The sequence below is a fragment of the Streptomyces sp. NBC_01306 genome, assembly GCF_026340465.1.
Lineage (GTDB): Bacteria > Actinomycetota > Actinomycetes > Streptomycetales > Streptomycetaceae > Streptomyces.
Genome location: NZ_JAPEPC010000001.1, coordinates 5,410,699 through 5,436,717, shown reverse-complemented (window position 1 = coordinate 5,436,717; position 26,019 = coordinate 5,410,699). Strand labels below are relative to the sequence as shown.

Below are 26,019 nucleotides of genomic sequence, written 5' to 3'. Positions count from 1 at the left end.
CAAGTTCTCGCAAGCCTGGGGCCCGAGGGCGCCCCCGGAAGAACTCAGCCAGACTTGATCGTTCAATGAGCTTCGAATCTACCGGCAGGTAGCTCCGTCGTAACAGCCGGATCAGGTGATTCGCGCCACGGCGGGATCGGATGGGACAGATGACTGTGGAAGCCAAGCCGGCGTCGCCACCGCTGACCGAGCGCCAGGAGGCGCGCCGCCGCAGGATTCTGCACGCGAGCGCCCAGCTGGCCGGCCGCGGCGGCTTCGACGCGGTGCAGATGCGCGAGGTCGCCGAGGACTCGTCGGTGGCGCTCGGCACGCTCTACCGGTACTTCCCCTCCAAGATCCATCTGCTGGTCGCCACCATGCAGGACCAGCTCCAGCATCTGCACACCACCCTCCGCAAGCGGCCTCCCGCGGGCGACACCCCCGCCGAGCGCGTCGCGTCGACGCTCATGGGTGCCTTCCGCGCGCTCCAGCGCGAGCCGCATCTGGCGGACGCGATGGTGCGGGCACTGACCTTCGCCGACCGGAGCGTCAGCCCCGAGGTGGACACCGTCTCCCGTCTGACGACGGCGATCATCCTGGACGCGATGGGCCTGGAACACCCCACCCCCGAGCAGCTTTCAGCGGTCCGGGTCATCGAGCACACCTGGCACTCCGCGCTGATCACCTGGCTGTCCGGGCGGGCGTCGATCGCCCAGGTGAAGATCGACATCGAGACGGTCTGCCGGCTGATCGACCTGACCGGCCCGGACACGGCCTGAGCCGTGTCCGCGCGGTCGCGCGGTCGCGCCGTCGCCCTGCTCGTCGGGCAGCCACTCGTCGGACGGCTGCTCATCGGGTGACTACTCGTCGGTTACTACTCGTCGGGCGGGAAGACCGCCTCGCCGCTCTCCCGCAGCGTGATCATGATCGCCTCGACCGGGCAGCCCTCCGCAGCGGCCAGTACCTTCTCGCTCGCGTCGGTCTCCGGCGAGCGCGGGTGGGACTGGCGCGCGGAGTCGAGTGCGAAGCCGTCCGGTGCGTGGTTCACACACATCCCGGAGCCGATGCAGACGGACCGGTCGACCTCCACGTGCCAGCGGTCCCCCATTACTCCGCCTCGCCCGCTGCCGGTTCGTACCCGGCGGGGAGATGGATCATCTTGTGCTCGAAGTACTCGCCGTACCCCTCGGGCCCGAACTCCCTTCCCACGCCGGAGTTCTTGTAGCCGCCGAACGGCCCGAGCATGTCCAGACTGAAGGTGTTCACGCTGTACGTGCCCGTCCTGACCCGGCGTGCGATGTCGATGCCGTGCTCGACGTCCGCCGTCCACACACTGCCGCTGAGCCCGTAATCGGAGTCGTTGGCGATCTTCACCGCCTCCTCCTCGTCACCGTAGGGCAGCAGGCAGATCACCGGGCCGAAGATCTCCTCGCGGGCGATCCGCATCGAGTTGTCGACGTCCCCGAAGAGGGTCGGCTCGACGTACCAGCCGGCCTGGGCGCCCGCCGGGCGGCCGCCGCCGGTGAGGATCTTGGCGCCCTCCTCCTGGCCGATGCGGATGTAGTCCAGTGACCGCTGCTGCTGACGGCGCGCCACCAGCGGGCCGACCTCGGTCGCCGGGTCCAGCGGATCGCCGACCTTGAGCGCACCCGCCGCGGCGGCGAACGCCTCGGCGATCTCGTCGTACCGGCTGCGCGGGACCAGGATCCGGGTCTGGGCGACACACGCCTGCCCGTTGATCATCCAGGCGAACGGCACGATCCCCGCGACCGTCGATTCCAGGTCCGCGTCGGGCAGGATGATCGCCGCCGACTTGCCGCCGAGCTCCAGGGTCACCCGGGTCAGATTGCGCGCCGCGACCTCCATCACGCGCTTGCCCGCGGCGACGGAGCCGGTGAACGACACCTTGTCGACGCCGGGGTGCCCGACGAGGTACTCGCTCACTTCGCGGTCGGCCGGGAGGATCGACAGCACCCCCTTCGGCAGCCCCGCCTCGCTGACGATGTCGGCGAGCACATAGGCGTCCAGCGGGGTCTCCGGCGAGACCTTCAGGATCGCGGGGCAGCCGGCGAGCAGCGCCGGGGCGAGCTTGGCGGCCGCCGTGAACTGCGGGACGTTCCACGGGACCACCGCGGCCACCACCCCGACCGGCTCACGCCGTACGAGCAGTTTGCCGAGGACACCGTCCCGGCTCTCCTCGTACGGGAAGGCGCGGGCGGTCGTGATCGCCGCGTCCCACACCATCATCGCGGCGAGCGCCTGGACCATGGTGCTCGATGTGTACGGGGTGCCGTTCTGGGCGCTGATGACCCGGGCGATCTCCTCGTACCGCACGGCGAACGCGTCCTTGATCCGGGTGATCACCTCGATCCGCTCGTCCAGTGACATCCGGGGCCAGGGGCCCTCGTCGAACGCCTGCCGCGCCACGGCGACAGCGCGGTCCACATCGGCCTCGGAGGCGTGCGGCACGCGCCCGATGACCTGCTCGGTGTGGGGCGAGACGACTTCGATGACGTCGGTGCCGAGTGGTTCCGCCCACTCCCCGCCGATGAAGAGCTGCCGGTGTTCCACAAGCTCGGTCATGACTGACTGCCTCCCGGGGGACACTTTCTGACGCTGTATCAGAAACTGATACCAGTTCTACTTCGCATCCGGAACCCCCAGGAGAGCGCCGTGACCGACCGGAACCGGCCCCGGCAGAACCTGCGGGGTCATTGGAACCGGTTCTAGTTATAGTGAGTCGTGATCAAAGGCAGTGCCCCGGAAGAGAGTTGAGGACGCCATGGCGCAGGTGACCGAGCACGGCGGAGGCGTCTGGTCCATCGAGGTCCCGATTCCGGACAACCCTCTGGGCCACACCCTGGTCCACGTCATCGAGACGGACAGCGGCCCCGTACTGATCGACACCGGCTGGGACGACCCCACCTCCTGGGACGCGCTGACCGGGGGCCTGGCAGCGCTGTCCCTCTCCGTCGCGGACATCCACGGCGTCCTCATCACTCACCACCACCCCGACCACCACGGCCTCTCCGGCCAGGTGCGGGAGGCATCCGGGGCCTGGCTCGCCATGCACGCCGCCGACACCGAGATCGTCAAGCGCACCCGCAGCGCCGAACCGGCCGTCTGGCTGGAGTACCTCACCCGGAAACTCGCCGCCGCCGGAGCGCCCGACGAGCACCTCGCACCGTTGCGCCGGGCCCGCGCCGCCGGCAGGATGCGGACGCTCCCCGGGCTGCGGGCCGCCATACCCGACCGTGAGATCGTCCCCGGCGACCTGCTGCCGCTGCCCGGCCGCCGACTGCGCGCCATCTGGACGCCCGGCCACACCCCCGGCCATGTCTGCCTCCATCTGGACGAGGAGCACCCGGCGAACCGGCCGGGCAACGGGCGGCTCTTCTCCGGCGACCACCTGCTGCCCGGCATCACCCCGCACATCGGGCTCTACGAGGACCGGGACGACACCACGGCCGCCGATCCCCACCCCCTCTCGGCCCCCTTCGAGCAGGGGGACCCCCTTGGCGACTACCTCGACTCCCTGGAGCGGATCGGCCGGCTGGCCCCCGCCGAGGTGCTCCCCGCCCACCAGTACGCCTTCACCGACGCCGCCTCCCGGGTACGGGAGTTGCTGGCCCACCACGAGGACCGGCTCCGGGACCTGCTGACCCTGCTGGCCCAGCCGCAGACCCTCTGGCAGATCGCCGAGCGGATGGAGTGGAACCGCCCCTGGGAGCAGATTCCGCACGGTTCACGCAACATCGCGGTCTCGGAGGCCGAGGCCCATCTGCGGCGGCTGGTGAAACTGGGGCAGGCGGAAGCTCTCACCGGCAGTGACCCCGTGACCTATATGGCGGTATAGCGGGAAACAACGCCCCGGCCCTCCCGGCACCCGCGCGAGGCGGCCGCGACCACGCCGGATCAGGCCCGCCGCCCGCATGCCACCCGCTCCCCGCCCGCGGCCGAACTCGGGACCAGCGGAGGATAGTCCGCTGGTCGGAGTAGCGTTAGGGTCATGCATTCAGTACCGCACATCACGAGGGGGGCGGCCGCCGATGGCGCCGGACGAGGCTGTGATCGGCTGCACGGGGAAGCTGATCCTGGCAACGCGCGGATCCGCCGGTCCCGGTGAGGTCCTGATCCAGGTCAGAGGAGGCTGGGAAGCCTTTCTCGCCTGGTCCCAGGAGCCCTTGTCGTACGGGGCGACAGTGCTCGTGATCGAATCCCGCGGTACTCGCCAGGTCGACGTCATCGAGTGGGCCGATCCCGTGGATCCGCTGGATGCGCTGACCCTCGACCCCGGCGACACCGACTAAGGAGACCAAGGATGTTGGGTTATCGCGTTCCAGCGCCGGACGAGGCCATGCTCATCTCCGGAGGCAGGCGTGGTCTGGGCGGTGCGCCCTTCAGGGTCGTGACCGGCCACGGCAAGTTCGTACTTCCGGTCTTCCGCAAGACCCGCTTCCTGACGCTGGCGATGTGCGAGGCGGAGGTCGCCGAGACCTGTGTGACCCGGCAGGGCATCGTGCTGACGGTGCGGGCCGTCATCGCGTTCAAGGTCGGCAACGACACGGAGAGCATCGTCAACGCCGGCCAGCGCTTCCTCTCCGACCAGGACCAGATGTCGGTGCTGACCGGCCGGATCTTCTCCGGCCATCTGCGCTCGATCATCGGCTCGATGACCGTCGAGGAGATCGTCACCGAGCGGCAGAAGCTCGCCACGGAGGTGCTGGAGACCTCCAAGACGGAGATGGCCAAGATCGGTCTGATCGTGGACTCGCTCCAGATCCAGTCGATCGACGACGGCGAGACCGGCTATATCGCGGCCATGTCCGCCCCGCACACGGCGGCCATCCAGCGGCAGGCGCAGATCGCCCAGGCGCAGGCGACCCAGCAGTCCGTGGAGGCGCAGCAGGAAGCCACCCGTAACCAGGCCGAGTACCAGCGGCAGACCGCCGTCGTACAGGCGCAGTACTCGGCGGAGGTGGACCGGGCGCAGGCGCAGGCCGCCCAGGCCGGCCCGCTCGCCCAGGCGCACGCGCAGCAGGAGGTGCTCGCGGCCCAGACCGAACTGGCCGAGCGCGCCGCCCAGTTGCGCCAGCAGCAGCTGGTCGCCGAGATCGTGAAGCCCGCCGAGGCCGACGCGGAGCGCATCAGGGTGCTGGCCGTGGCCGAGGCCGAACGGATGAAGATCCAGGCCGCGGCTGCCGCTTCGTACGACCGGGTGGCGCTCGACCGGATGCTGATCGACCAGCTCCCGCAGATCGTCAAGGAGGCCGCGTCCGGCCTCGCGGGCGCCAATGTCAACGTGCTCAACGGCGCGGACGGCCTCGGCGAGATCGCGGCCGGTCTGGTGGGCCAGGGCCTGACGATCCTCGACTCGGTACGGAAGAACCTGGGCGCGCAGGACGACGACGCCCACCAGGGCGGCCGGGGCGCGGAGATCCAGCGCTACCTCGGCGGGAAGTCCGGCAAGGACAACGGCGACAACGGGCCGATCGACATCAAGTAGGACCGTCCACAGCCTCCGGGCTTCAGGGACGAGAACGACGAGTACGGACGGCGGCGCACCCGGTTCAGCGGGTGCGCCGCCGTCCGTTTCCCCTGGCCGCCCCCGAAGGCGCCCGGGGGCGGCCGGTACAGTAAGACGGTCGTCATCACACCCGCACAGGGGGAAGCCGGTGCAACTCCGGCGCTGACCCCTTCCCCAAGCTCTCGGCTCCGCTCGACCGGGGGAGGCCCCGTCCGTGAACCGCCGCCCTGGCGGTGAGCCGGACCGCCCTGTACGGAAGTGACCGGCTCGTGCCACCGGAAGCCCCCGGTGGCCGGCACCGTCGAGGTATACGGAGCCGGAGCCCCGGTGCCTGAGCGGGCCCGTGTCCCGGCCCCCCGCAGGAGAGGCCCCGCCGCCATGATCCTTCGCCGCAGCGCCACCGCGCTCGCCGTATCCGCCGTGCTCTGCGCGGCCGCTGCGCCCACGGCCTTCGCCTCGCCGTCGCCCTCGCCGTCCCCGGTGCTCCCCTCCGGCCTGTACGGCAGGACGGACCCCAAGTACGACGGAGTCTGGCGGCAGTCCCTCGCGCTGATCGCGCAGGACGCCACCGGGGTCCGGCCCGCCGCGAAAGCCGTCGACTGGCTGACCGGCCAGCAGTGCGCCAACGGCGCCTTCACCTCCTTCCGCGCCGACGTGACGAAGCCGTGCGGCGAGAAGGAACTCCTGGACACCAACGCCACCGCGGCCGCCGTGCAGGCGCTCAAGGCGCTCGGCGGGCACGACGCCGCTGTGAAGAAGGGCGCCGGCTGGCTGAAGTCGGTGGCGGGCAAGGACGGCGGCTGGAGCTACAACCCGGGCGGCCCGAGCGACGCGAACTCCACATCCGTGGTGATCGGCGCGCTCGCCGCGGCCGGGGAGCCGACCGCCGGTGCCAAGAAGGTGCTGGTCTCGCTCTCGATCCCGTGCGACGCCAAGGAGGGCGGCGGCGGATTCGCGTACCAGCCCGACAAGAAGTCCGGGAAGCTGTACGCGAACGCCGACGCGACGGGCGCCGCCGTACTGGGCGCGCTGGGCGCCGGTCTGGCACCGGGCCCCGGCGGCAAGGACGTCGGCGGCACCGGCTGTCTGAACGCCTCGACTCCCGCCCAGGCCGCGCACAACGGCGCCACCTACCTCGCCGGGGCGACCGCGGGGAAGGCCTATCTGAAGTCCGCGATGCCGGGCGCCGAGGACCAGCCCGACTACGGCAACACCGCCGACGCGGTGACCGCGCTCGGCGCCGACGGCCTCATCGCGCAGGCCAGGCAGCCCCTCGCATGGCTGGAGCAGCACTCTGCGGGATGGGCCAGGCAGAGCGGCCCCGCCGCGTACGCCCAGCTGATCTTCGCGGCCCGTGCGAACGGTATCGACCCGCACGACTTCGGCGGCGCGGACCTGGTCAAGCAGCTCAACGCGACCGGCCCCGCCCCCGCCGGTTCGGTGCAGGCCGCCGACTCGAAGAAGGACAGCGACAGCTCGGGCTTCAGCGTCTGGTGGATCATCGGTATCGGCCTGGTCGCCGGACTCGGCATCGGCTTCCTGCTCAGCATGCGCGGCAGGAAGCGGCAGCGCTGATGCGCCGCCCGATACCCCGTGAGCACCCCGTGCGGACCGGTTCCGTCCGGCTGATGGCCCTGGCCGTCGCGGTGGGCGCCGCACTCACCGCGTTCGGCGCCGCTCCCGCGCAGGCCGCCGGCTACCGGTACTGGTCGTTCTGGGACCGCTCGGGCAGCGGCTGGCAGTACGCCACCCAGGGCCCGTCGACGGCCCGGCCCGCCGACGGGGACGTACAGGGTTTCCGGTTCGCCGTCAGCGCGGACTCCCAGGACGCGAGCAAGCCGCGCGTCCCGGCGCACGGCGGTCCCCCCACCTTCGACGGCATCTGCGCGAAGACCCCGGCGAAGGGCGGCTCCAAGCGGATCGCGCTGGTCATCGACTTCGGTACGGCGGCCGACGCTCCGGACGGCGAGAAGCCGCCGGCCGAGCGCACCGTGTGCGCGCGGGTCGGCGGGGACGCGACCAGCGCGGAGGCGCTCGCCGCCGTCGCCCGGCCGCTGCGCTACAACAGCGACGCGCTGCTCTGCTCGATCGCGGGCTTCCCCCGGACCGGCTGCGGCGATCAGGTCTCGGGGACCCAGAAGGGCGGCGGCCACGAGCGGCGGACCGACAGCGCCCCGCAGAACGACAGCGGCGGGCCGTCCGCAGGGCTCGTCGGCGGGGTCGCCGCGGTGGTCGTACTCGGCGCGGCCGGTGTGTGGCAGGCGCGCCGCAGGCGCAACAGCGGATGACGGTGTCACTCCGCGCCCCTGCCGTCGGCCGCAGCAACGCCCTGCACGCGGGGGCCTGGTGGCTGTGGGCCCTCGGGCTCGCCACCGCCGCGTCCCGCACGACCAACCCGCTGCTGCTCGGCCTGCTGGTGGGCGTGGCGGGCTATGTGGTGGCGGCCCGGCGCACGGACGCGCCGTGGGCCCGCTCGTACGGCACGTTCGTGCGGCTCGGGCTGTTCGTCATCGGCATCCGGCTGATGTTCTCGGTCGTGCTCGGTTCCCCGGTCCCCGGCTCGCACACACTGTTCACGCTGCCGGAACTCCCGCTGCCGCACTGGGCGCAGGGGGTCCGGATCGGCGGCCGGGTGACGGCGGAGCAGCTGGTGTTCGCGCTGTACGACGGCGCCAAGCTGGCCACCCTGCTGATCTGTGTGGGCGCGGCCAACGCGCTCGCCAACCCGGCCCGGCTCCTCAAGTCACTGCCGGGCGCCCTGTACGAGGTCGGGGTGGCGGTCGTCGTCGCGATGACCTTCGCACCGAACATGGTCGCCGACGTGGTGCGGCTGCGGACCGCGCGGCGGCTGCGCGGCCGTCCCACCGGTGGGGTCAGGGCGGTCCTGCAGATCGGACTGCCGGTGCTGGAAGGCGCGCTGGAGCGGTCGGTCGCCGTGGCGGCCTCGATGGACGCGCGCGGGTACGGCAGAACGGCGCAGGTGCCGCGTGCGGTCCGGCACACCACGACCGTGCTGACGCTCGGCGGGCTGCTCGGGGTCTGCGCGGGGACGTACGGCCTGCTCGCCGCCGAGGGCGCCTCGTACGGTCTGCCGGTGCTCGGCGTGGGGCTGCTGGCCGCGCTGGCCGGGCTCAGGCTGGGCGGCCGCCGCTCCGTGCGGACGCGCTACCGGCCGGACCGCTGGGGCCCGCGCGCCTGGCTGGTCGCGGGGTCGGGGATCGCGGTGGCGGCGCTGATGATCTGGGCGAGCGGACGCGACGCGACGGCTCTGCACCCCGGTGTGGTCCCGCTGGTCGCACCGGTGCTGCCGCTGTGGCCCGCGGCTGCCGTGCTGATCGGGCTGGTCCCGGCCTTCGTGGCACCCGTACCGGAAGCGCCCGTGCGGAAGGCGACCATGACGAAAGCGCCCGGGGCGAAGGGCCCCGCGCCGGTGGACCCGGCGCCGCGGATTCCCGTACCGCAGGCCCCCGTCCCACAGCCCCCGTACCGAGAAGGAGGAGGGTGTAAGTGATCCGGTTCGAGCAGGTGTCGGTCACCTACGCCGATGCCCGGGAGCCCGCCGTCCAGGGGGTCGACCTGACTGTGCCCGAAGGCGAGCTGGTGCTGCTCGTCGGCCCGTCCGGTGTCGGCAAGTCGACACTGCTCGGTGCGGTGTCCGGTCTGGTGCCGCACTTCACGGGCGGGGTGCTGCGCGGCCGGGTCACCGTCGACGGCCGGGACACCCGGACCCACAAACCCCGCGAACTCGCCGACCTGGTGGGCACGGTGGGCCAGGACCCGCTCGCCCACTTCGTGACGGACACCGTCGAGGACGAACTCGCGTACGGCATGGAGTCGCTGGGGGTCGCCCCGGACGTGATGCGCAGGCGGGTGGAGGAGACCCTCGACCTGCTGGGCCTCACCGAGCTGCGCGACCGGCCGATCGCGACGCTCTCCGGCGGTCAGCAGCAGCGGGTCGCGATCGGCTCCGTGCTCACCCCGCACCCCAAGGTGCTGGTGCTCGACGAACCGACGTCCGCACTGGACCCGGCAGCCGCCGAAGAGGTGCTGGCCGTCCTCCAGCGGCTGGTGCACGACCTGGGCACGACCGTGCTGATGGCCGAGCACCGGCTGGAGCGGGTGGTGCAGTACGCGGACCAGGTGATCCTGCTGCCCGGTCCCGGCGAGGCGCCGGTCATGGGGGCGCCCGCCGATGTGATGGCGGTGTCCCCGGTGTTCCCGCCGGTCGTGGCGCTGGGCAGGCTGGCGGGCTGGGATCCGCTGCCGCTGTCCGTACGGGACGCCAGGCGCCGCGCCGCGGCGCTGCGCGAGCGGCTGGACGGCCGGGTCCGCACGGACCCGCCCGCTCCGCCGCCCGCAGGACCGGTCGCCATCGCGGACCGGCTCGGTCTGCGGCGCGGGCGGATCGAGGCGCTGCGGCAGATCTCCCTCTCGGTGCACCCCGGCGAGACAGTCGCTCTGATGGGCCGTAACGGCGCCGGAAAGTCCACACTGCTCGGCACGCTCGTCGGGATGCACGAGCCGTCGTCCGGGTCGGTACAGGTCGGCGGCAGCACCCCGCACCGGACCCCGCCGCGCGAGATGATCCGCCGGGTCGGGCTCGTACCGCAGGAGCCGCGCGATCTGCTGTACGCGGACACGGTCGCCGCCGAGTGCGCGGCGGCCGACGCGGACGCGGGCGCCGACCCCGGCAGCTGCCGCGCTCTCGTCTCCGAGCTGCTCCCCGGCCTCCCCGACTCCGTCCATCCGCGTGATCTCTCCGAAGGGCAGCGCCTCGCGCTGGCGCTGGCGATCGTGCTGACCGGGCGCCCCCCGCTGCTGCTGCTCGACGAGCCGACACGCGGCCTGGACTACGCGGCGAAGGGCCGGCTGGTCGGGGTGCTGCGCGCGCTGGCCCGGGACGGGCACGCCATCGTGCTCGCCACTCATGACGTGGAACTGGCCGCCGAACTCGCCCACCGGGTCGTCATCCTGGCCGACGGCGAGATCGTCGCGGACGGGCCGACGCCGGAGGTGGTGGTCTCGTCGCCGTCCTTCGCGCCGCAGGTCTCGAAGATCCTGGCGCCGCAGGACTGGCTCACGGTGGCCCAGGTGCGGGAGGCGCTGTGAGGGCCATCGGGCTCGGGCCCCGTTCGGTCGCCGCGCTCGTCCTGATCACGGTGATCGGGGTGTTCGCCTTCGGCTGGCCGCTGCTCGCCGACTCCGCGTCCGGGCTCGCGCACTCGCAGGACGCCCCGTGGCTGTTCGCCGCGCTGCTTCCGCTGCTGGTGGCCGTGGTGGTGGCGACCATCGCCGACGCCGGTCTCGACGCGAAGGCGGTGGCGATGCTCGGTGTGCTGGCGGCGGTCGGCGCCGCGCTGCGCCCGCTCGGCGCGGGCACGGCGGGACTTGAGCCGATGTTCTTCCTGATGGTGCTGAGCGGGCGGGTGCTGGGGCCCGGATTCGGCTTCGTGCTCGGCTCGGTCACCATGTTCGCCTCCGCCCTGCTGACCGGCGGGGTCGGGCCGTGGATGCCCTTCCAGATGCTGGCGATGGGCTGGTTCACGATGGGCGCCGGACTGCTGCCGGGCGCCCGGCGGCTGCGCGGGCGGGCCGAGTTGCTGATGCTCGCCGGATACGGGTGCGCGGCGGCGTTCGCGTACGGCACGGTCATGAACCTGCAGGGCTGGACGTACATCGGCGGTCTCTCCACCGGGATCTCCTTCCATCCCGGTGACGCCGTCGGGGCGAATCTGACGCGCTTCTTCGCGTACTGCGCGGCCACTTCGCTCGGCTGGGACCTGGGACGGGCGGCCGTCACCGTCGTCCTGACCCTGATCGTCGGCTCGACCGTCCTGAAGGCGCTGCGCCGGGCGACCCGGCGCGCGGCCTTCGACGCGGAGCCCGCGTTCGAAGCGGCGACTGTACCCGGCGGACAGGCCGTCTCCGGGGCAGAGCCGGACCGTAACGGTCCGGCCCGCCCCGGGACCGGGTCGGCTACAGCCGCTGAATGATCGTGCCGGTGGCCAGCGCGCCGCCCGCGCACATCGTGATCAGTGCGAACTCCTTGTCCCTGCGCTCCAGCTCGTGCAGTGCGGTGGTGATCAGCCGCGCGCCGGTCGCCCCCACCGGATGCCCCAGCGCGATCGCCCCACCGTTCACGTTGACCTTCTCCAGGTCCTGCTCGAAGACCTGGGCCCAGCTCAGCACCACCGACGCGAACGCCTCGTTGATCTCCACGATGTCGATGTCCTTGAGCGACATCCCCGCCTTGCCGAGCACCGCACGCGTCGCGTCGACCGGCCCGTCCAGATGGAAGTGCGGGTCCGAACCCACCAGCGCCTGGGCGACGATCCGCGCCCGCGGCCTGAGCTTGAGCGCCCGCGCCATCCGCTTGGACGCCCACATGATCGCGCAGGCGCCGTCGGATATCTGCGAGGAGTTCCCCGCGGTGTGCACGGCGACCGGCATCACCGGCTTGAGCCGGGCGAGCCCCTCCATCGTGGTGTCACGCAGCCCCTCGTCGCGGTCGACGAGGCGCCACATGCCCTGCCCCGCGGCCTGTTCGTCCTCGGTGGTGGGGACCTGGACGGCGAAGGTCTCCCGTTTGAAGCGCTCCTCGGCCCAGGCGGCGGCGGCCCGCTCCTGCGAGATGAGGCCCAGCGAGTCGACGTTCTCGCGGGTCAGCCCCCGGTGGCGGGCGATCCGCTCGGCGGCCTCGAACTGGTTCGGCAGGTCGACGTTCCACTCGTCGGGGAAGGGCTTGCCGGGACCGTGCTTGGAGCCGCTGCCCAGCGGCACCCGGGACATCGCCTCGACACCGCAGCTGATGCCGATGTCCATGACCCCGCCCGCGATCATGTTGGCCACCATGTGGCTGGCCTGCTGCGAGGATCCGCACTGACAGTCCACGGTGGTCGCAGCGGTCTCGTACGGCAGCCCCATGGCCAGCCACGCGCTGCGCGCCGGGTTCATGGACTGCTCGCCCGCGTGGGTGACCGTACCGCCGACGATCTGCTCGACGCAGTCGGCGTGGATGGCGGTGCGGCCCAGGAGTTCACGGTAGGTCTCGCCCAGCAGATAGGCGGGATGGAGATTGGCGAGGGCGCCTCCGCGCCTGCCGATGGGGGTACGTACGGCTTCGACGATGACGGGTTCCGCGGCCATGAGCTCGTCCTCTCCTCCACGTCCGCTGAGGCGTCCCGGCGCCCGCGCGGAAGAACTGATACGCGTTCTAGTTCTCTGTGCAGTCTTATGAGTGCTACCCCCGGTACGCAAGGCCTGTGCACGGGTCTTGCGGTGCCGGGCACCCATTCCGCACGCAACAACTCCGTCCGGAACCCTTGCTCCTTGTAGAACTCGTTACTATCTTTCGGAGCACATCTGATGGGTCGTCAGACGATTGAGCGGCCGGACACAGCCAGCCAGACCTGGAGTTGGAGGAGCCGATGCACTGCCCCCATCTGCCCGAAGGGTTCGACTTCACGGATCCTGATCTGCTCCAATCCCGGGTCCCGCACCCGGAGTTCGCCCAGCTCCGGCAGACCGCTCCGGTCTGGTGGTGCACCCAGCCGGCCGGGATCGCGGGCTTCGGCGACGAGGGGTACTGGGCCGTGACCCGGCACGCGGACGTCAAGTACGTCTCCACGCACCCGGAGCTGTTCTCGTCCAACACCAACACCGCCGTCATCCGGTTCAACGAGTCCATTAGCCGCGACCAGATCGACGTACAGCGGCTGATCATGCTCAACATGGACCCGCCGGAACACACCAGGGTCCGCCAGATCGTCCAGCGCGGCTTCACCCCGCGCGCCATCCGCTCGCTGGAGGACACCCTGCGCCGGCGCGCCCGCTCGATCGTCGAGACCGCGCTGGCGGGTGCGGCGGACGACGGCTCCTTCGACTTCGTGACCAACATCGCGGTGGAGCTGCCGCTCCAGGCCATCGCGGAGCTCATCGGCGTACCGCAGCAGGACCGGGCCAAGATCTTCGACTGGTCCAACAAGATGGCGGCGTACGACGATCCGGAGTACGCGATCACGGAGGAGGTCGGCGCCGAAGCGGCGATGGAGATCGTCTCGTACGCGATGAACCTCGCGGCGGACCGCAAGGAGTGCCCGGCCAAGGACATCGTGTCCACGCTCGTCGCGGCGGAGGGCGAGGGGAACCTGTCGTCGGACGAGTTCGGTTTCTTCGTCATCCTGCTCGCGGTCGCGGGCAACGAGACCACCCGCAACGCGATCAGTCACGGTATGCACGCCTTCCTCACGCACCCCGAGCAGTGGGAGCGCTACAAGGCCGAACGGCCCGATACGACGGCCGAGGAGATCGTGCGCTGGGCCACCCCGGTGGTGTCCTTCCAGCGCACCGCGACCCAGGACCTGGAGCTGGGCGGGCAGCAGATCAAGGCGGGTGACCGGGTCGGCATCTTCTACTCGTCGGCCAACAACGACCCCGAGGTCTTCGAGAACCCGGAGCAGTTCGACATCACCCGCGACCCCAATCCGCACCTCGGCTTCGGCGGCGGCGGCCCGCACTTCTGCCTGGGCAAGTCCCTCGCCGTACTGGAGATCAACCTGATCTTCAACGCCATCGCGGACGTGCTGCCGGACCTGAAGCTGACCGGTGACCCGCGGCGGCTGCGCTCGGCCTGGCTGAACGGGATCAAGGGGCTCCAGGTGAACCGCGGCTGACCGGCCGGGCCGGCGCCCGCTCTGCGGATCTGACCCGGCCCGGCCCGTCAGCCGGTGCCGGCCGCCTCGGGCTCCGGCTCGGACGAGGGGGGCTCGGGCTCGGACGGCTTGGACAACGGAGGCTCGGGCTCGGACGGCTTGGGCTCGGACGACGGGGGCTCGGGCTCGGACGAGGGGGGCTCGGACGACGGGGGCTCGGACGACAGGTCCGGTGACGGAGAGGCTGCGTTCGGCACCTCCGCCGCCCCGTCCGTCGGGGCCAGCAGCGTGCGCGGGCCGGCCAGCAGATAGGTGAGCCCGAAGCCGAGCGCCACCACCGTCGCCCCGCCGATCGCGTCGAGCACCCAGTGGTTGGCGGTGGCGATGATCGCGCTGACCGTGAAGAGCGGGTGCAGCAGCGCAAGCGCCTTCATCCAGCGCTTCGGGACCAGGACGGCGACGGTGACCCCGCACCACAGCGCCCAGCCGAAGTGCAGCGAGGGCATCGCCGCGTACTGGTTGGTCATCGCCGTCATCGCGCCGTAGTCCGGGTGCGCCAGGTCCTGCACCCCGTGGACCGAGTCGATGAAGCCCAGGCCCGGCATCAGCCGGGGCGGGGCCAGCGGGAAGAAGTAGAACCCGACCAGCCCGAGGAGGGTCGCGAACGAGAGCGACGTACGGGCCCAGCGGTAGTCGCTGGGGCGGCGGACGTACAGCACGGCGAGGATCGCCAGCGGCACCACGAAGTGGAACGACTCGTAGTAGAAGTTGAAGAACGATTCGAGCCAGTGGACCTTCACCACCGCGTGGTTGGCCCAGTGCTCGATGTTGATGTGCAGGGCCTTCTCGATCGAGACGACCGTACGACCGTGCGCCTCGGCGGCGGACCGGCCGCCGGTCGCGGCGGCCCGGATGTGCGAGTACACCGAGTAGCCGACGCGGATCGCGAGGAGTTCGAGCAGCAGATTGGGGCGGGTCAGCACCCGCCGCCAGAACGGCAGCAGCGGGACCCGGCTCCAGCGGGCCGGGACGGGCGTGGCGTAGACGGTGGGCTCCGCCGCGTCCCAGCCGGGCGCGGTGCGGCCCATGAACGGCACGGCGCAGGCGGCGGCCAGCGCGGTCAGCAGCACCACGTTGTCCCGTACCGGGTACAGCGCCGCCATGTTGGGCAGCAGCATCGTGCCCGGCAGGGTGCTCACCAGCACGACCACGGCGGGCCAGACCATCCGGTCGGCGGCGCGCCGGCCGACCCGGCCGACGACCGCGAGCAGCACCCACAGCAGCTGGTGCTGCCAGGCGGTCGGCGAGACGGCGACCGCGGCGCAGCCCGTCACCGCGACGGCGAGCAGCAGCTGTCCGTCCTTCGCGTAGCGCGCCGCGCGGCGCAGCGCGAGCACCGAGACCGCCACTGCGAGGACCAGGAAGACCACGATCTCCAGCGGCCCGTGCAGACCGAAGCGCAGCAGCGCGCCGTGCATCGACTGGTTGGCGAGCCCGTCCGGGTGCGAGCCGAGGCCGGCTCCCGCCACGTGGTGGATCCAGTACGTCCAGGAGTCACGCGCCATCAGGGCCCAGGCGAGCGCCGTGCAGACGGCGAAGGCGGCGGTGGCGGAGAGCGCGGCGCGCCTGCGGCCGGTCAGCCAGAGCAGCGGCACGAAGAGAAGCACGGTGGGCTGGAGCGCGGCCCCGAGCCCGATGAGCGCTCCGGAGCCGCGCTCGTCCCGTACGGCGAAGCACCCCAGCAGGACGAGCAGCACCGGGATGATACTGGTCTGGCCGAGGTGGAAGGCGTTGCGCACCGGCAGCGAGAGCATCAGCAGGCTGATCGCGACGGGGGCGGCGATCAGCGACGTGCGCCGGGAGACCTCGCCCGGCAGCGCGCGCGCCACGACCACGCCGAGGACGACGACGAGCAGCAGCGACCCGAAGGTCCAGGCGACACCGAGGCTCTGCTCGGCGGAACGGGTCAGCGGTTTCAGTACGAGACCGGAGAACGGGGTCCCGGTGAACTTCCCGGTCGCGTAGAGCGGCCCGCCGATGTGCAGCACGCCGTCGGCGCCCGTCCACGTCTCCAGGTCGGTGAGGCGTCTGCTGGGCGGCAACCGCAGTATGGCGGCCACCTGCCGGACCGCCAGTGCGGCGACGACCAGCCAGAGCACCGCCCGTGCCCGCTCGATTCCCGCTCCTGCGCCCACCGCAGTCCGCGCCCCGCTGTGCCCGTCGTTCGCCACGCCGCGCCGGCCCTCCACCCGTTTTCATCACCGGAAATGCCCGGTACCTGTGTCTGATAGAGACTCGCACTGCTCCGGAGTAAGGACGCAGGCAACCCCCTGTTCACCTGACCCGGCCCCTGCGGTTCCGGCCAAGGGTCACGGTGAGGACGACCGTTGGGGGTACGGAGACACCACCGCCGGGATCGCCGCCCCGGCCGGCCGGTGACCGACCTCCTGGGCCTGTCCAACCGGGCCATTCAAGCACTGCCCGCGCCGGTCCGCAGGTCGCTCGGCCCGTGGACCCCTGTGGCACGGCGTCAGCCCGCGGCCTCGCGAAGGGCCCCGGACCACCGGCAGGGTTGTCCGGAACCGACCCCCTCCGCCCGCCGTCTGTGCTCGTGTCGGACGCGGCACGGCACGGCGACGGGGAGAGGCCACGGGGGATGCGGGTACGGAAGGTACGGCGGGTACGGCGGGTACGGCTGGTGCAGGGGATGTGGCTGCGAGGCATACAGGCACGGGAGCCCCGGGCTCGGCAGATACGGGGAGGGGGCCGGGCGCAGCGACCGTTGGGTGCGAGGAGGCTCGCGAGGACGCTGCGGAGCCGAACGCTCCTTGTCGTGCTCGCGCTGCTGGCGGTGCAGTTGGGATCACTGATGGCACCGGCGTACGCCTGCGGGTGCGGTGCGCTGGTGCACGACCCGGCGTCCCGGCTGAACGTCGACCGGGAGACGTCGGCGGTGCGCTGGGACGGGCACAGCGAGCAGATCGTGATGAGCCTGACGGTCGCGGGGAACGCGGCGCAGGCCGCCTGGATCATGCCGGTACCGCACCGGGCCACGGTCACGCTCGGCGACAACGCGCTCTTCGACGCGCTGGATTCGGTCACCGCGCCGGTGCACCGCACCCGTCACCACTTCTGGCCGCACGGCAACGACTGGCCGTTCGGCTCCGGGTCCTCCGGTGACGGCGCGTCCGCCGCCGCGCGCCCCGCGGGCGCTCCCGCTGTCGGTGTGGTCGGCCGCGAACGGCTGGGGCCCTTCGACGTCGCGCGGCTGACAGCCACCGACCCCGCGGCCCTGGACAGCTGGCTCCGGCTGAACGGCTTCCGGATGCCCGCCGGGATGTCGGAGGACCTCAAGCCGTACGTCGACCAGAAGTGGGAGTACGTCGCGGTGCGGCTGGCCCCCGACCGCAAGGGCGGCACGCTCACCGGCGTGCTCGACCCGCTCCGGCTGAGCTTCGCCAGCGACCGGCTGGTCTATCCGATGCGGCTGTCGCGGCGTGCGCGGAACCCCCAGACGCTCGGGCTGTACGTACTGGCCGCGCACCGGATGGAGCCGCGGGGCACCATCGGCGGACTGCCGCCCGAGGTGACGTACGCCGGGCGGATCCCGTCGACCGGCGCGCTGGGCCGCTTCGCGGACGGGGAACGGTATCTGACCGCGCTGGAGCAGAGCTTCCCCGTGCCGTCCCGGATCGACGGGGACCACGAGCTGCGCCGTACCTCGTCCGACCGGCCCTACCAGCGGGTGATCTACGAGGAGAGGCTGCTGACAGCGGGCGGGGTCCCGGTCTGGCTGCTGACCGTGGGCGGGGTGCTGCTGGTGCTCGTGGTGGCGGCGCTGCTGCTGGTGACGGCCCGCCACCGTCGCCCGGTCGTACCTCCGCCGCCGGTACACGTACCGCCGCCGCTCTCCTGACCCGCCGGGGGCGCGCGCTCGGGCCACGGGTAGATTCCTGGGTGAGTTCCCAGAAGGAACTTACCGGGAACTCATTTTTCGGCGGACCCGTGGGAGGAATCCATGCCCGAGATCCAGCACCAGGATCAGGACCGGTGGACCGAGGTCGACCGGTACTTCACCGACCATCTGGTCCCGGCCGACGACGCCTTGGAGGCCACTCTGGCCGCCAGCGACGCCGCCGGCCTGATCCCGATGAACGTCGCCCCGAACCAGGGCAAGCTGCTGCATCTGCTGGCCCGTATCCAGGGCGCACGCACCATCCTCGAAATCGGCACGCTCGGCGGCTACAGCACCATCTGGCTGGCCAGGGCGCTCCCGTCCGACGGCCGTCTCGTCTCCCTGGAGGCGGACCCGGCGGCCGCCGATGTGGCCCGCGCCAATCTGGCGGGTGCCGGGCTCGGTTCGGTCGCCGAGGTCAGGACGGGAGCGGCCCTCGACACCCTGCCGGTGCTGGCAGCCGAGGGCGCCGGCCCCTTCGACCTGGTCTTCATCGACGCCGACAAGCCGAACAACCCGCACTACCTGGAGTGGGTCCTGAAGCTGACCCGGCCGGGCAGCGTGATCATCGGGGACAACGTGGTGCGCGACGGCGCGGTCGTCGATCCGGCCAACACGGATCCGCGGGTCCGGGGCACGCGGGCGATGATCGAGATGATCGCCGACCACCCGAAGCTCAGCGCGACCGCGCTCCAGACGGTGGGCAGCAAGGGGTACGACGGCTTCGTCCTGGCACGGGTGGTCGCCTGACCCGCCCGGCACCGGTGAGCGGCGGGTACGGCAGGATGGGCGATATGAGCATCGTGAAGATCAACGTCCTGACCGTGCCCGACGAGCAGCGCGAGGTGCTGGAGAAGCGGTTCGCCTCCCGCGCGGGATCCGTGGAGAACTCCGACGGCTTCGAGTGGTTCGAGCTGCTGCGCCCGATCGAGGGGACCGACCAGTACCTCGTCTACACCCGCTGGGCCAGCGAGGCCGACTTCGAGAAGTGGATGGCGACCTCCATGCGCGGCGCCCACGCCGGCGGCGCGGAGGGTGGCGAGCGGCCCAAGCCCGCCGCCTCCGGCTCGTCCCTGTGGTCCTTCGAGGTCGTCCAGCAGGCCGCCCCGAAGAACGGCTGATCAGAGCTTCGGCTCCGCGCTCCGCCACCTCACGGCGGGTGCGGAGCGCGAGCCGCAGTTCTGCCGCCCCCGCCTCACCGCGGCCGGTGGTGTGCGCGGCCCGCTGCCTCGGTCTCGAAGCCGGTCCCCCGTACGTCCGCGGCGGGGTCCGCGCCCGCTTCCGCGACGGAGTCCGGCACCGGCTCCTCTTCGTGCCCGTCGGCCGTGCCTGCTTCCAAGCCGTCGCCGCGTACGTCCGGGACGCGTACATCCGGGCCACTGGTACCGGTCTGCCCCGGCGCCGCTTCCGACCGCTCCTGCCGGTCCTGCCTGCTCTGTTCGTACGTCATGACGCAGCCTCTCCCTTCACTTCACCCGGTGCCGCACCGGCAGCGGGCGCCATTCGTACGCCGTTCGAATGTCCCGGAATCCGGGTGCCAAACAGCGGCACTGCCGCCACAATGGCTCCGGTGACCTGGATCGTGGCCCCCGAGCCCTTCGACACCCCCGACGCGTACGCGCTGCGCCGCTCCTACTACGACGAGGTGGCCAGCCGTTACTGGCAGCGGGCCGCCACCGAGCAGGAGATCGACGACGGGCTGGCCGGCGACGGGGTCGAGCAACTGGCTTTCCCCACCGGGGAGTTCCTTGTCGGGCGGCACGAGGGCAAGCCCGCTTCCTGTGGCGGGGTGCGGTTGCTCGACCCGGCGACGGCCGAGCTCACCCGGGTGTACACCCGCCCCGGACAGCGCGGCACCGGGGGCGGCAAGATCCTGCTCGCCCTGCTGGAGGACGCGGCACGACGGCTGGGGGCGACGAGGATGGTGCTGAACACCCGCCTCGATCTCGTCGAGGCGCGCGGCCTCTACGTACGCCAGGGCTACCAGGAGATACCGGCGTACACGACCGGCCCGTACATGGACATCTGGTACGGGAAGGACCTGTAGGCGCACCGAACCGGCAGCGTCACACCGGCCGTTGCTCGTGCTCCCGCGGCCATTCGGCGTCGGAGCCGCACAGCTCCGCGTTCAGCTCCTCGACCAGGACGACCAGATCGGTGGGCCGTTCGGGGCCCCACCAGTCGCCGAGCAGTTCGGCCAGGGACTCCTCGCGGGCCTCGGAGAGGCGGGCCGCGACGTTCACGCCCGGCTCGGTCAGCGCGAGCTGCACCCCTTCGCGTACGGCGAGGCCGCGCTCCTCGGCCTGCCGGGCCGCCTCGGTGATGGCCCGCAGCGGGACCGGGGCCATCTCGGCCAGCTGGGCCGGTTCGACCAGGCCGTGGCGTTTGATGCGCAGCAGCAGCCAGCTCGTGGCGGGGAGCAGGTCGTAGCCGGCCTTCGCGGTGATCGTCTCGTAGATCTCGTGGCGCCCCTCCCGGCTGCCGAGCACCGAGAGGGCCCGCATCACCTCGTCGTACGACGACCGCTGGACCGGGTTGGAGGCGAGCGTCTCGGTGACTTCCGGGGTGGTGACCGAGCCGCGCAGCTTGTCCTCCTTGAGGAACCAGGAGACGACGAAGGCGAGGAGCACCACCGGGACCGCGTACAGGAACACGTCGGTGATGGACGAGGCGTACGCGTGCAGCACCCGCGGGCGCAGCGGCGGCGGGAGCGCCGCGATGGCGCGCGGGTCGGCCTGCAGGCTGCCCGCACTCACGCCGGGTGGCACCGGGCGGCCTGCGAGGGCGTCGCTGAGTTTTCCGTGCAGCCGGGTGGTGAAGATGGTGCCGAAGATGGCCACACCGAAGGACGCGCCGATGGAGCGGAAGAAGGTCGCGCCCGAGGTGGCGACGCCGAGGTCCTGGTAGCTCACGGCGTTCTGCACCACGAGGACCAGGACCTGCATGACCAGGCCGAGGCCCAGGCCGAAGACGAAGAAGCTGATGCTCATCGACCAGGTGGAGCTGTGTTCGGTCAGCCGGTGCAGCAGCGCGAGCCCGATCGCGGTGATGCCCGTCCCGGCGATCGGGAAGACCTTCCAGCGGCCGGTGCGGCTGACGATCTGGCCGGATGCGGTCGAGGACAGGAGCAGGCCGAAGACCATCGGCAGCATGTGCACGCCGGACATGGTCGGTGAGACGCCCTGGACGACCTGGAGGAAGGTCGGCAGGTAGGTCATCGCGCCGAACATCGAGAAACCGACGATGAAGCTGATGACCGAGCAGAGCACGAAGGTCCTGATACGGAAGAGCTTCAGGGGCAGTACGGGCTCGGCTGCGCCCCGTTCGACGTGGATGAACGCGACGAGCAGCACCACGGCCAGCACCGCGAGGCCGATGATGGGCGCCGACGCCCAGGCCCAGGTGGAGCCGCCGAGCGAGGCGACGAGCACCAGACAGGTGGCCACGGACGCGATGAGGAACGTGCCGAGGTAGTCGATGGTGTGCTTCGTCGAGCGGACCGGGATGTGCAGCACGGCGGCGATGACGACGAGCGCGATCACGCCGATGGGGAGATTGATGTAGAACACCCAGCGCCAGGTGAGGTGTTCGGTGAAGAGCCCGCCGAGCAGCGGGCCCAGGACGCTCGTCGCGCCGAAGACGGCGCCGAACAGTCCCTGGTACTTGCCGCGTTCGCGGGGCGGGACGATGTCGCCGACGATCGCCATCGACAGCACCATCAGACCACCACCGCCGAGGCCCTGGAGCGCGCGGAAGCCGATGAGCTGCGGCATGTTCTGCGCGACGCCGCAGAGGGCGGATCCGATGAGGAAGATGACGATGGCCGTCTGGAAGAGCTTCTTGCGGCCGTACTGGTCGCCGAGTTTGCCCCAGAGCGGCGTGACGGCGGTCGAGGCCAGCATGTACGCCGTGACCACCCAGGACAGATGCTCCATACCGCCGAGGTCGCTCACGATCGTGGGGAGCGCGGTGGAGACGATCGTCTGGTCGAGGGCGGCGAGGAGCATTCCGAGCAGCAGGGCGCCGATCGCCACGAGGACGGACCGCTGGGGTTGCCCGTCGGCCGCCACCGGCGCCGCCGGGGGTGCCGGGGTTTCCTGAGCCATGCCTCCCATCCTGGTGCTGCGGAATGGACGCCGCGAGTTCAGGCCGCGAGTTCATCAGGGGTGGCAACGGTGCCTCGTGCGGGCTTCGGGCCGCTGCGCGTACGGCCCCGTATGTGCGGCAGTGCGGCTGTGCGGCTGCCGGATCCCCCGCCGGTCCGCCGGACGACGTGGGCAGGGGCCGCCGTACCCGACAGGCCCGCCCGCCGCCGAGCGGGTGACGGGGCCGGGACTGTGCCGGGGAGTGAACAGGACGGCTGAGACAGCCGGCTGGGACGGCCGGAATGGCTGGAACGGCCGGAACCGCTGGCGCACAGCCCGCTTTGTTTTGTACTCTACCGAAACAAAGTGGTTCCGCCCGTCTCCCTGACCGGCGGGCGGGGCCACCTTGTCCCCCGCTCCCGCGCCGCCGGCCGGAACAGATCAGTCGAGTGCCGCGCCCGCGGTCTCCGGCGCCCAGGCCGCCGAGACGATCGCGCCGAGCACGAGGAAGCTCGCGAGGATGGTCATCGAGGTGGCGAAGCCGAGGTGGTCGATGGAGAGCGGCAGCAGGAAGGTACCGGCGGCGGAGCCCACCCGGCTGAGCCCGTTGAGGAGTCCGACTCCGGAGCCCCGCAGGGGAGTCGGGAACAGCTCGGGCGGATAGACCTGGTCGAGGTTGGAGGCCGCCGACATCACCAGGGTGAAGACCAGGAAGAGCACGAAGAGCAGCAGCTTCGGCCCGCCCGGCCACAGCCCCATCGGGCCGAGCGCGAGGGCCATGACGATGAACGAGCCGGTGACGAAGGCGCGTCGCGAGAAGCGGGCCACGCACCACAGGCCGATGACGCTCCCGAGGAACAGGAAGCCGTTGAGCAGGCCGTCCACGGTGACGCTCTCGTCGATCGCGAACTTCGCGAGCACCACGGGCAGGAAGGTGTAGATGGCGAAGTACGGGATGACCTGGCAGTTGTAGTACAGGATCCCGAACGTGGTGGCACGCCACTGCTCGCGGCTGAACAGGTCCCGGTAGGAGCCGGACGAAGAGGTCTCGGGCTGCGAGGTGTTGCGGACCGATTCGAAGTCGACGTTCGGGCCGATGTAGCGCGCGACGACGGCACGCGCCTCCTCGATGCGGCCCTTGCTCACCAGCCACCGCGGGGACTCCGGGGTGCCGATCCGGAGAACGAGGACGACCGCGGCGGGAATGGCGCCGGTACCCAGCAGCCAGCGCCAGCTGTCGCCACCGAACCCGGTGATGTAGTGACCGAGGAAGAACGAGCAGATGTAGCCGATGGTCCACAGCGCGGTCAGCGAGGCGAGCAGGAAGCCGCGGTGACGTCGTGGACAGAACTCGGCGACGAGGGTGGGACCGATGGCGTAGTCGGCACCGATGCCCACGCCGATCAGAACACGGAGCGCGAAGAGGAGCTCGGGGCTGTTCGCCCAGATCTGGGCCACCGATGCGACCGTGATGAGGGCGAAGTTCAGCGTGTAGAGCTTCTGCCGGCCCATGCGGTCGGCGAGCCAGCCGAGGCCGATGCTGCCGACGAAGATGCCGATGAGGGCGGAGGCGCCGAGCATTCCCTGCCAGACGGCGCCCAGACCCATCTGCGGGGCCATGAGGGTGAGGGCGATGCCGATGACGCCGAGCTGGTACCCGTCGGAGAAGTTGGCACCGAAAGTCAGCGCGGTGACTTTGAGGTGGAAGCGGTTGAGAGGCGCGTCGTCGAAGGAGTACGACGTGGCCGGGGCAGGAGGCATCGCGGAAGCGGTGGGCGGTGAGGAGGTGCCGGCGTCTGCCATCGGGTTCAGGTTGTCCCCTCGATCACGGCTGCTCGGGGCGGCCCGCCCGGTGGCAGCGCTGGCCGCCAACAGGCTTGCATGGATAGTTTCATGAAGCCTCAGTTCTGAATTGATATATGTCAAGAGGTGAACGGGACGGACGTGGGCGAGGCGACATCGGACGGCAGCCGGTCACGGACGGAGCCCTCGCGCCCACACAGTTGAAGGCGCGGATGAAGACGCGGATGAAGAGCACCCAAATCTTTTGTATCGTGATGGAACAAAGAATCACGACAGACCGCAGAGCAGCAGCAGAAAAGCCGCAGAGCACGACGAAGAGGATGGATGCCTTGAGTAACGAACGACTCCTGGGTGTGTTTAAGGGCGTACTCCTCGACATGGACGGGACGCTGGTGAACTCCGACGCCGTCGTCGAGCGCATCTGGCACCGCTGGGCCGTCGCCCATGGCCTGGACCCGCACGAGGCGCTCAAGGTGGTGCACGGCCGCCAGGGGTACGCGACGATGGCCATCCTGCTCCCGGACCGCCCCGTCGAGGAGAACTACGCAGACAACCGTACGATGCTCGCCCAGGAGACCGCCGACACCGAAGGCGTCGTCCCGGTCCCCGGCGCACCGGCCTTCATGGCGTCCCTGGCGGGTCTGCCGCACGCCCTGGTCACCTCGGCCGACGCGGCGCTCGCCCAGGCCCGGATGACGGCTGCCGGGCTGCCGATGCCGGAGGTCCGGGTCACCGCGGAAAGCGTCGGCGCCAGCAAGCCGGACCCGGAGGGCTTCCTCAAGGGCGCCGCCGAGCTGGGGTTCACCCCCGACGAGTGCCTCGTCTTCGAGGACTCGGAGGCGGGGATCGCCGCGGGCAGGGCGGCAGGTATGCGCGTCGTGGGCGTGGGCCCGCGCGCCGTCGCTCACCGGCCCACCGCACAGGTCCCCGACCTGACCCGGATCCGCGTCGAGCGGGCGGACGACGGCACCGTACTGGTCCACGTCACGGACTGACCTCGCGCCCCCGCGGGAGATCCACGTCACGGACTGACGTCGCACCCCCGCGGGCCGGAACGGCCTGGACCGACGGCGCGACCTCGCAGGCGGGAACGACCCCGTGGGCCGGAACCGCCCGGTAGGCCGGAACCAGGCTCGCGGGCTGGAACCGCGCCCCCCGGCCCGGAAACGCACCCTCGCCCCCGGAACCAGGCCCGCGGGGCGTCACCCGCTCCCGGGCCGCCCCCGCCCGCCCGGGCCTCAGCCCGCGATGGCCTCGTACAGGCTGAACCCCGCGAGCGCCACCATCAGCGCGGCGGCGATCTTCGTGATGAGCCTCAGCGGTACGTGCTTCATCAGCTTGCGGCCGCCGAGGATCCCCAGACCGCCCACCGCCCAGAGCGCCAGCACCGCGCCGATGCCCACCGAGACCGGGCTGTCGTAGCGGGCCGCCAGGTTGGCCGTCATGATCTGGGTCAGGTCACCGAACTCGGCGACGAGAATCAGCATGAAACCGGCCCCGGCCACCTTCCAGAAGGACTGGTCGGCGGGGGCCTTCACCTCTTCCTCCTCCTCGTCCTTCTTGAAGAGCAGCACCGCCGCGCCCGCGAGGAAGAGCGCGCCGACGATCGCCTGCAGCAGCCGGTGCGGAATCAGAGTCAGCACGCTGCCCGCGGCGATGGCGAGTGCGACATGGACGGCAAAGGCCGCCGCGACCCCCACGAAGACGTACGAGGCCCGGTAGCGGGTGCCCAGCATCAGACCGGCGAGAGCGGTCTTGTCGGGGAGTTCGGCGAGAAAGACCACGCCGAAAGTGATCGCCAGGATCGTAAAGCTGATCACGGTTTGTTTCCTCAATCGGTTCGGGCTGACCGCACCGGGAGGACCTGACTCGGAGAGAAAAGGGGTCGCTTCGGCACGGCAGCGTCAACAGGACACTGCTGCCGAAGGTCTCGCTGGCGGGTCTCCAAGAAGATCCGCCTCCGGGCGCCGGCCGAACCGAGGTTCGGCAGTATGTCGACGTTCCGGCGAAGAGCTACTC

General features: G+C 71.2%; 23 protein-coding genes. 15 read left to right on the top strand and 8 right to left on the bottom strand.

The features are described from left to right. Nucleotides 1–149 precede the first annotated feature (149 nt). Nucleotides 150–758 (top strand): TetR family transcriptional regulator, encoded by a 609-nt coding sequence (locus OG385_RS23980; protein WP_266857517.1) that lies wholly within the window; start codon nucleotides 150–152, stop codon nucleotides 756–758. Nucleotides 759–853: 95 nt separating this feature from the next. Here OG385_RS23980 and OG385_RS23975 read toward each other — a convergent pair whose 3' ends face one another. Together OG385_RS23975 and OG385_RS23970 are read right to left on the bottom strand one after the other, a co-directional pair. Continuing rightward, the gene (locus tag OG385_RS23975) at nucleotides 854–1,087 is read right to left on the bottom strand and encodes a ferredoxin (RefSeq protein ID WP_266857515.1); all 234 of its coding nucleotides are present in this window, start codon (nucleotides 1,085–1,087) and stop codon (nucleotides 854–856) included. Continuing rightward, nucleotides 1,087–2,562, bottom strand: a complete 1,476-nt coding sequence (locus tag OG385_RS23970) for an aldehyde dehydrogenase (RefSeq protein WP_266857513.1) — start codon at nucleotides 2,560–2,562, stop codon at nucleotides 1,087–1,089. Before OG385_RS23970 ends, OG385_RS23975 begins: the two co-directional genes overlap by 1 nt. A 199-nt stretch (nucleotides 2,563–2,761) precedes the next feature. On the opposite strand from OG385_RS23970, the gene OG385_RS23965 reads away from it, so the two are divergent. The 8 genes from OG385_RS23965 (at nucleotide 2,762) to OG385_RS23930 (ending at nucleotide 11,499) form a co-directional block, all read left to right on the top strand. Then, nucleotides 2,762–3,835, top strand: coding sequence for an MBL fold metallo-hydrolase (locus OG385_RS23965; RefSeq protein ID WP_266857511.1), 1,074 nt, complete (start codon nucleotides 2,762–2,764; stop codon nucleotides 3,833–3,835). A 193-nt stretch (nucleotides 3,836–4,028) separates the two neighbouring features. After that, entirely contained in the window at nucleotides 4,029–4,289 is a 261-nt protein-coding gene (locus OG385_RS23960) for a hypothetical protein (RefSeq protein WP_266857509.1), read from the top strand. Between the two features lie 11 nt (nucleotides 4,290–4,300). Next, nucleotides 4,301–5,485: a flotillin family protein gene (locus tag OG385_RS23955; RefSeq protein WP_266857507.1), complete on the top strand. Its 1,185-nt coding sequence runs from the start codon at nucleotides 4,301–4,303 to the stop codon at nucleotides 5,483–5,485. A gap of 399 nt (nucleotides 5,486–5,884) precedes the next feature. Beyond that, nucleotides 5,885–7,081 (top strand): prenyltransferase/squalene oxidase repeat-containing protein, encoded by a 1,197-nt coding sequence (locus OG385_RS23950; protein ID WP_266857505.1) that lies wholly within the window; start codon nucleotides 5,885–5,887, stop codon nucleotides 7,079–7,081. Between the two features lie 53 nt (nucleotides 7,082–7,134). Continuing rightward, nucleotides 7,135–7,794, top strand: coding sequence for an SCO2322 family protein (locus tag OG385_RS23945; protein ID WP_266861122.1), 660 nt, complete (start codon nucleotides 7,135–7,137; stop codon nucleotides 7,792–7,794). Then, nucleotides 7,791–9,017: an energy-coupling factor transporter transmembrane component T gene (locus tag OG385_RS23940; RefSeq protein WP_323183946.1), complete on the top strand. Its 1,227-nt coding sequence runs from the start codon at nucleotides 7,791–7,793 to the stop codon at nucleotides 9,015–9,017. The genes OG385_RS23945 and OG385_RS23940 overlap by 4 nt, the downstream gene beginning before the upstream one ends. Beyond that, entirely contained in the window at nucleotides 9,014–10,615 is a 1,602-nt protein-coding gene (locus OG385_RS23935) for an ABC transporter ATP-binding protein (RefSeq protein WP_266857503.1), read from the top strand. The genes OG385_RS23940 and OG385_RS23935 overlap by 4 nt, the downstream gene beginning before the upstream one ends. Then, the gene (locus tag OG385_RS23930; protein WP_266861120.1) at nucleotides 10,579–11,499 is read left to right on the top strand and encodes an ECF transporter S component; all 921 of its coding nucleotides are present in this window, start codon (nucleotides 10,579–10,581) and stop codon (nucleotides 11,497–11,499) included. The genes OG385_RS23935 and OG385_RS23930 overlap by 37 nt, the downstream gene beginning before the upstream one ends. On the opposite strand, the gene OG385_RS23925 is transcribed toward OG385_RS23930, so the two are convergent. Next, nucleotides 11,483–12,652, bottom strand: a complete 1,170-nt coding sequence (locus tag OG385_RS23925; RefSeq protein ID WP_266857501.1) for a steroid 3-ketoacyl-CoA thiolase — start codon at nucleotides 12,650–12,652, stop codon at nucleotides 11,483–11,485. The two genes, OG385_RS23930 and OG385_RS23925, sit on opposite strands and share 17 nt — an antisense overlap. A 281-nt stretch (nucleotides 12,653–12,933) precedes the next feature. On the opposite strand from OG385_RS23925, the gene OG385_RS23920 reads away from it, so the two are divergent. Further along, a complete protein-coding gene (locus OG385_RS23920; RefSeq protein ID WP_266857499.1) occupies nucleotides 12,934–14,178 on the top strand; it encodes a cytochrome P450 in 1,245 nt (414 codons plus the stop codon). 47 nt (nucleotides 14,179–14,225) lie between these two features. Here the strand turns inward: OG385_RS23920 and OG385_RS23915 are convergent, their stop codons facing one another. Beyond that, on the bottom strand, nucleotides 14,226–16,316 hold the full coding sequence (locus OG385_RS23915; protein ID WP_266861118.1) for a bifunctional glycosyltransferase 87/phosphatase PAP2 family protein: 2,091 nt from the start codon (nucleotides 16,314–16,316) through the stop codon (nucleotides 14,226–14,228). 710 nt (nucleotides 16,317–17,026) lie between these two features. On the opposite strand from OG385_RS23915, the gene OG385_RS23910 reads away from it, so the two are divergent. The 3 genes from OG385_RS23910 (at nucleotide 17,027) to OG385_RS23900 (ending at nucleotide 19,233) form a co-directional block, all read left to right on the top strand. Beyond that, nucleotides 17,027–18,073: a DUF2330 domain-containing protein gene (locus OG385_RS23910; RefSeq protein WP_266861116.1), complete on the top strand. Its 1,047-nt coding sequence runs from the start codon at nucleotides 17,027–17,029 to the stop codon at nucleotides 18,071–18,073. A gap of 102 nt (nucleotides 18,074–18,175) precedes the next feature. Further along, nucleotides 18,176–18,862, top strand: a complete 687-nt coding sequence (locus OG385_RS23905) for an O-methyltransferase (RefSeq protein ID WP_266857497.1) — start codon at nucleotides 18,176–18,178, stop codon at nucleotides 18,860–18,862. A gap of 44 nt (nucleotides 18,863–18,906) precedes the next feature. Continuing rightward, nucleotides 18,907–19,233 (top strand): antibiotic biosynthesis monooxygenase, encoded by a 327-nt coding sequence (locus OG385_RS23900; protein ID WP_266857495.1) that lies wholly within the window; start codon nucleotides 18,907–18,909, stop codon nucleotides 19,231–19,233. A gap of 74 nt (nucleotides 19,234–19,307) precedes the next feature. Here OG385_RS23900 and OG385_RS23895 read toward each other — a convergent pair whose 3' ends face one another. Next, on the bottom strand, nucleotides 19,308–19,562 hold the full coding sequence (locus OG385_RS23895; protein WP_266857493.1) for a hypothetical protein: 255 nt from the start codon (nucleotides 19,560–19,562) through the stop codon (nucleotides 19,308–19,310). 111 nt (nucleotides 19,563–19,673) lie between these two features. Here OG385_RS23895 and OG385_RS23890 point away from each other — a divergent pair, with 111 nt between their 5' ends. Next, the gene (locus OG385_RS23890; protein WP_266857492.1) at nucleotides 19,674–20,159 is read left to right on the top strand and encodes a GNAT family N-acetyltransferase; all 486 of its coding nucleotides are present in this window, start codon (nucleotides 19,674–19,676) and stop codon (nucleotides 20,157–20,159) included. Nucleotides 20,160–20,178: 19 nt separating this feature from the next. Here OG385_RS23890 and OG385_RS23885 read toward each other — a convergent pair whose 3' ends face one another. Next, a complete protein-coding gene (locus tag OG385_RS23885; RefSeq protein ID WP_266857490.1) occupies nucleotides 20,179–22,218 on the bottom strand; it encodes an MDR family MFS transporter in 2,040 nt (679 codons plus the stop codon). 420 nt (nucleotides 22,219–22,638) lie between these two features. Then, entirely contained in the window at nucleotides 22,639–24,000 is a 1,362-nt protein-coding gene (locus OG385_RS23880) for an MFS transporter (RefSeq protein WP_266857488.1), read from the bottom strand. A 329-nt stretch (nucleotides 24,001–24,329) separates the two neighbouring features. On the opposite strand from OG385_RS23880, the gene OG385_RS23875 reads away from it, so the two are divergent. Next, nucleotides 24,330–24,995 (top strand): HAD-IA family hydrolase, encoded by a 666-nt coding sequence (locus OG385_RS23875; protein ID WP_323183838.1) that lies wholly within the window; start codon nucleotides 24,330–24,332, stop codon nucleotides 24,993–24,995. 243 nt (nucleotides 24,996–25,238) lie between these two features. On the opposite strand, the gene OG385_RS23870 is transcribed toward OG385_RS23875, so the two are convergent. Then, entirely contained in the window at nucleotides 25,239–25,820 is a 582-nt protein-coding gene (locus OG385_RS23870; RefSeq protein WP_266857486.1) for a TMEM165/GDT1 family protein, read from the bottom strand. Nucleotides 25,821–26,019: the final 199 nt, after the last annotated feature.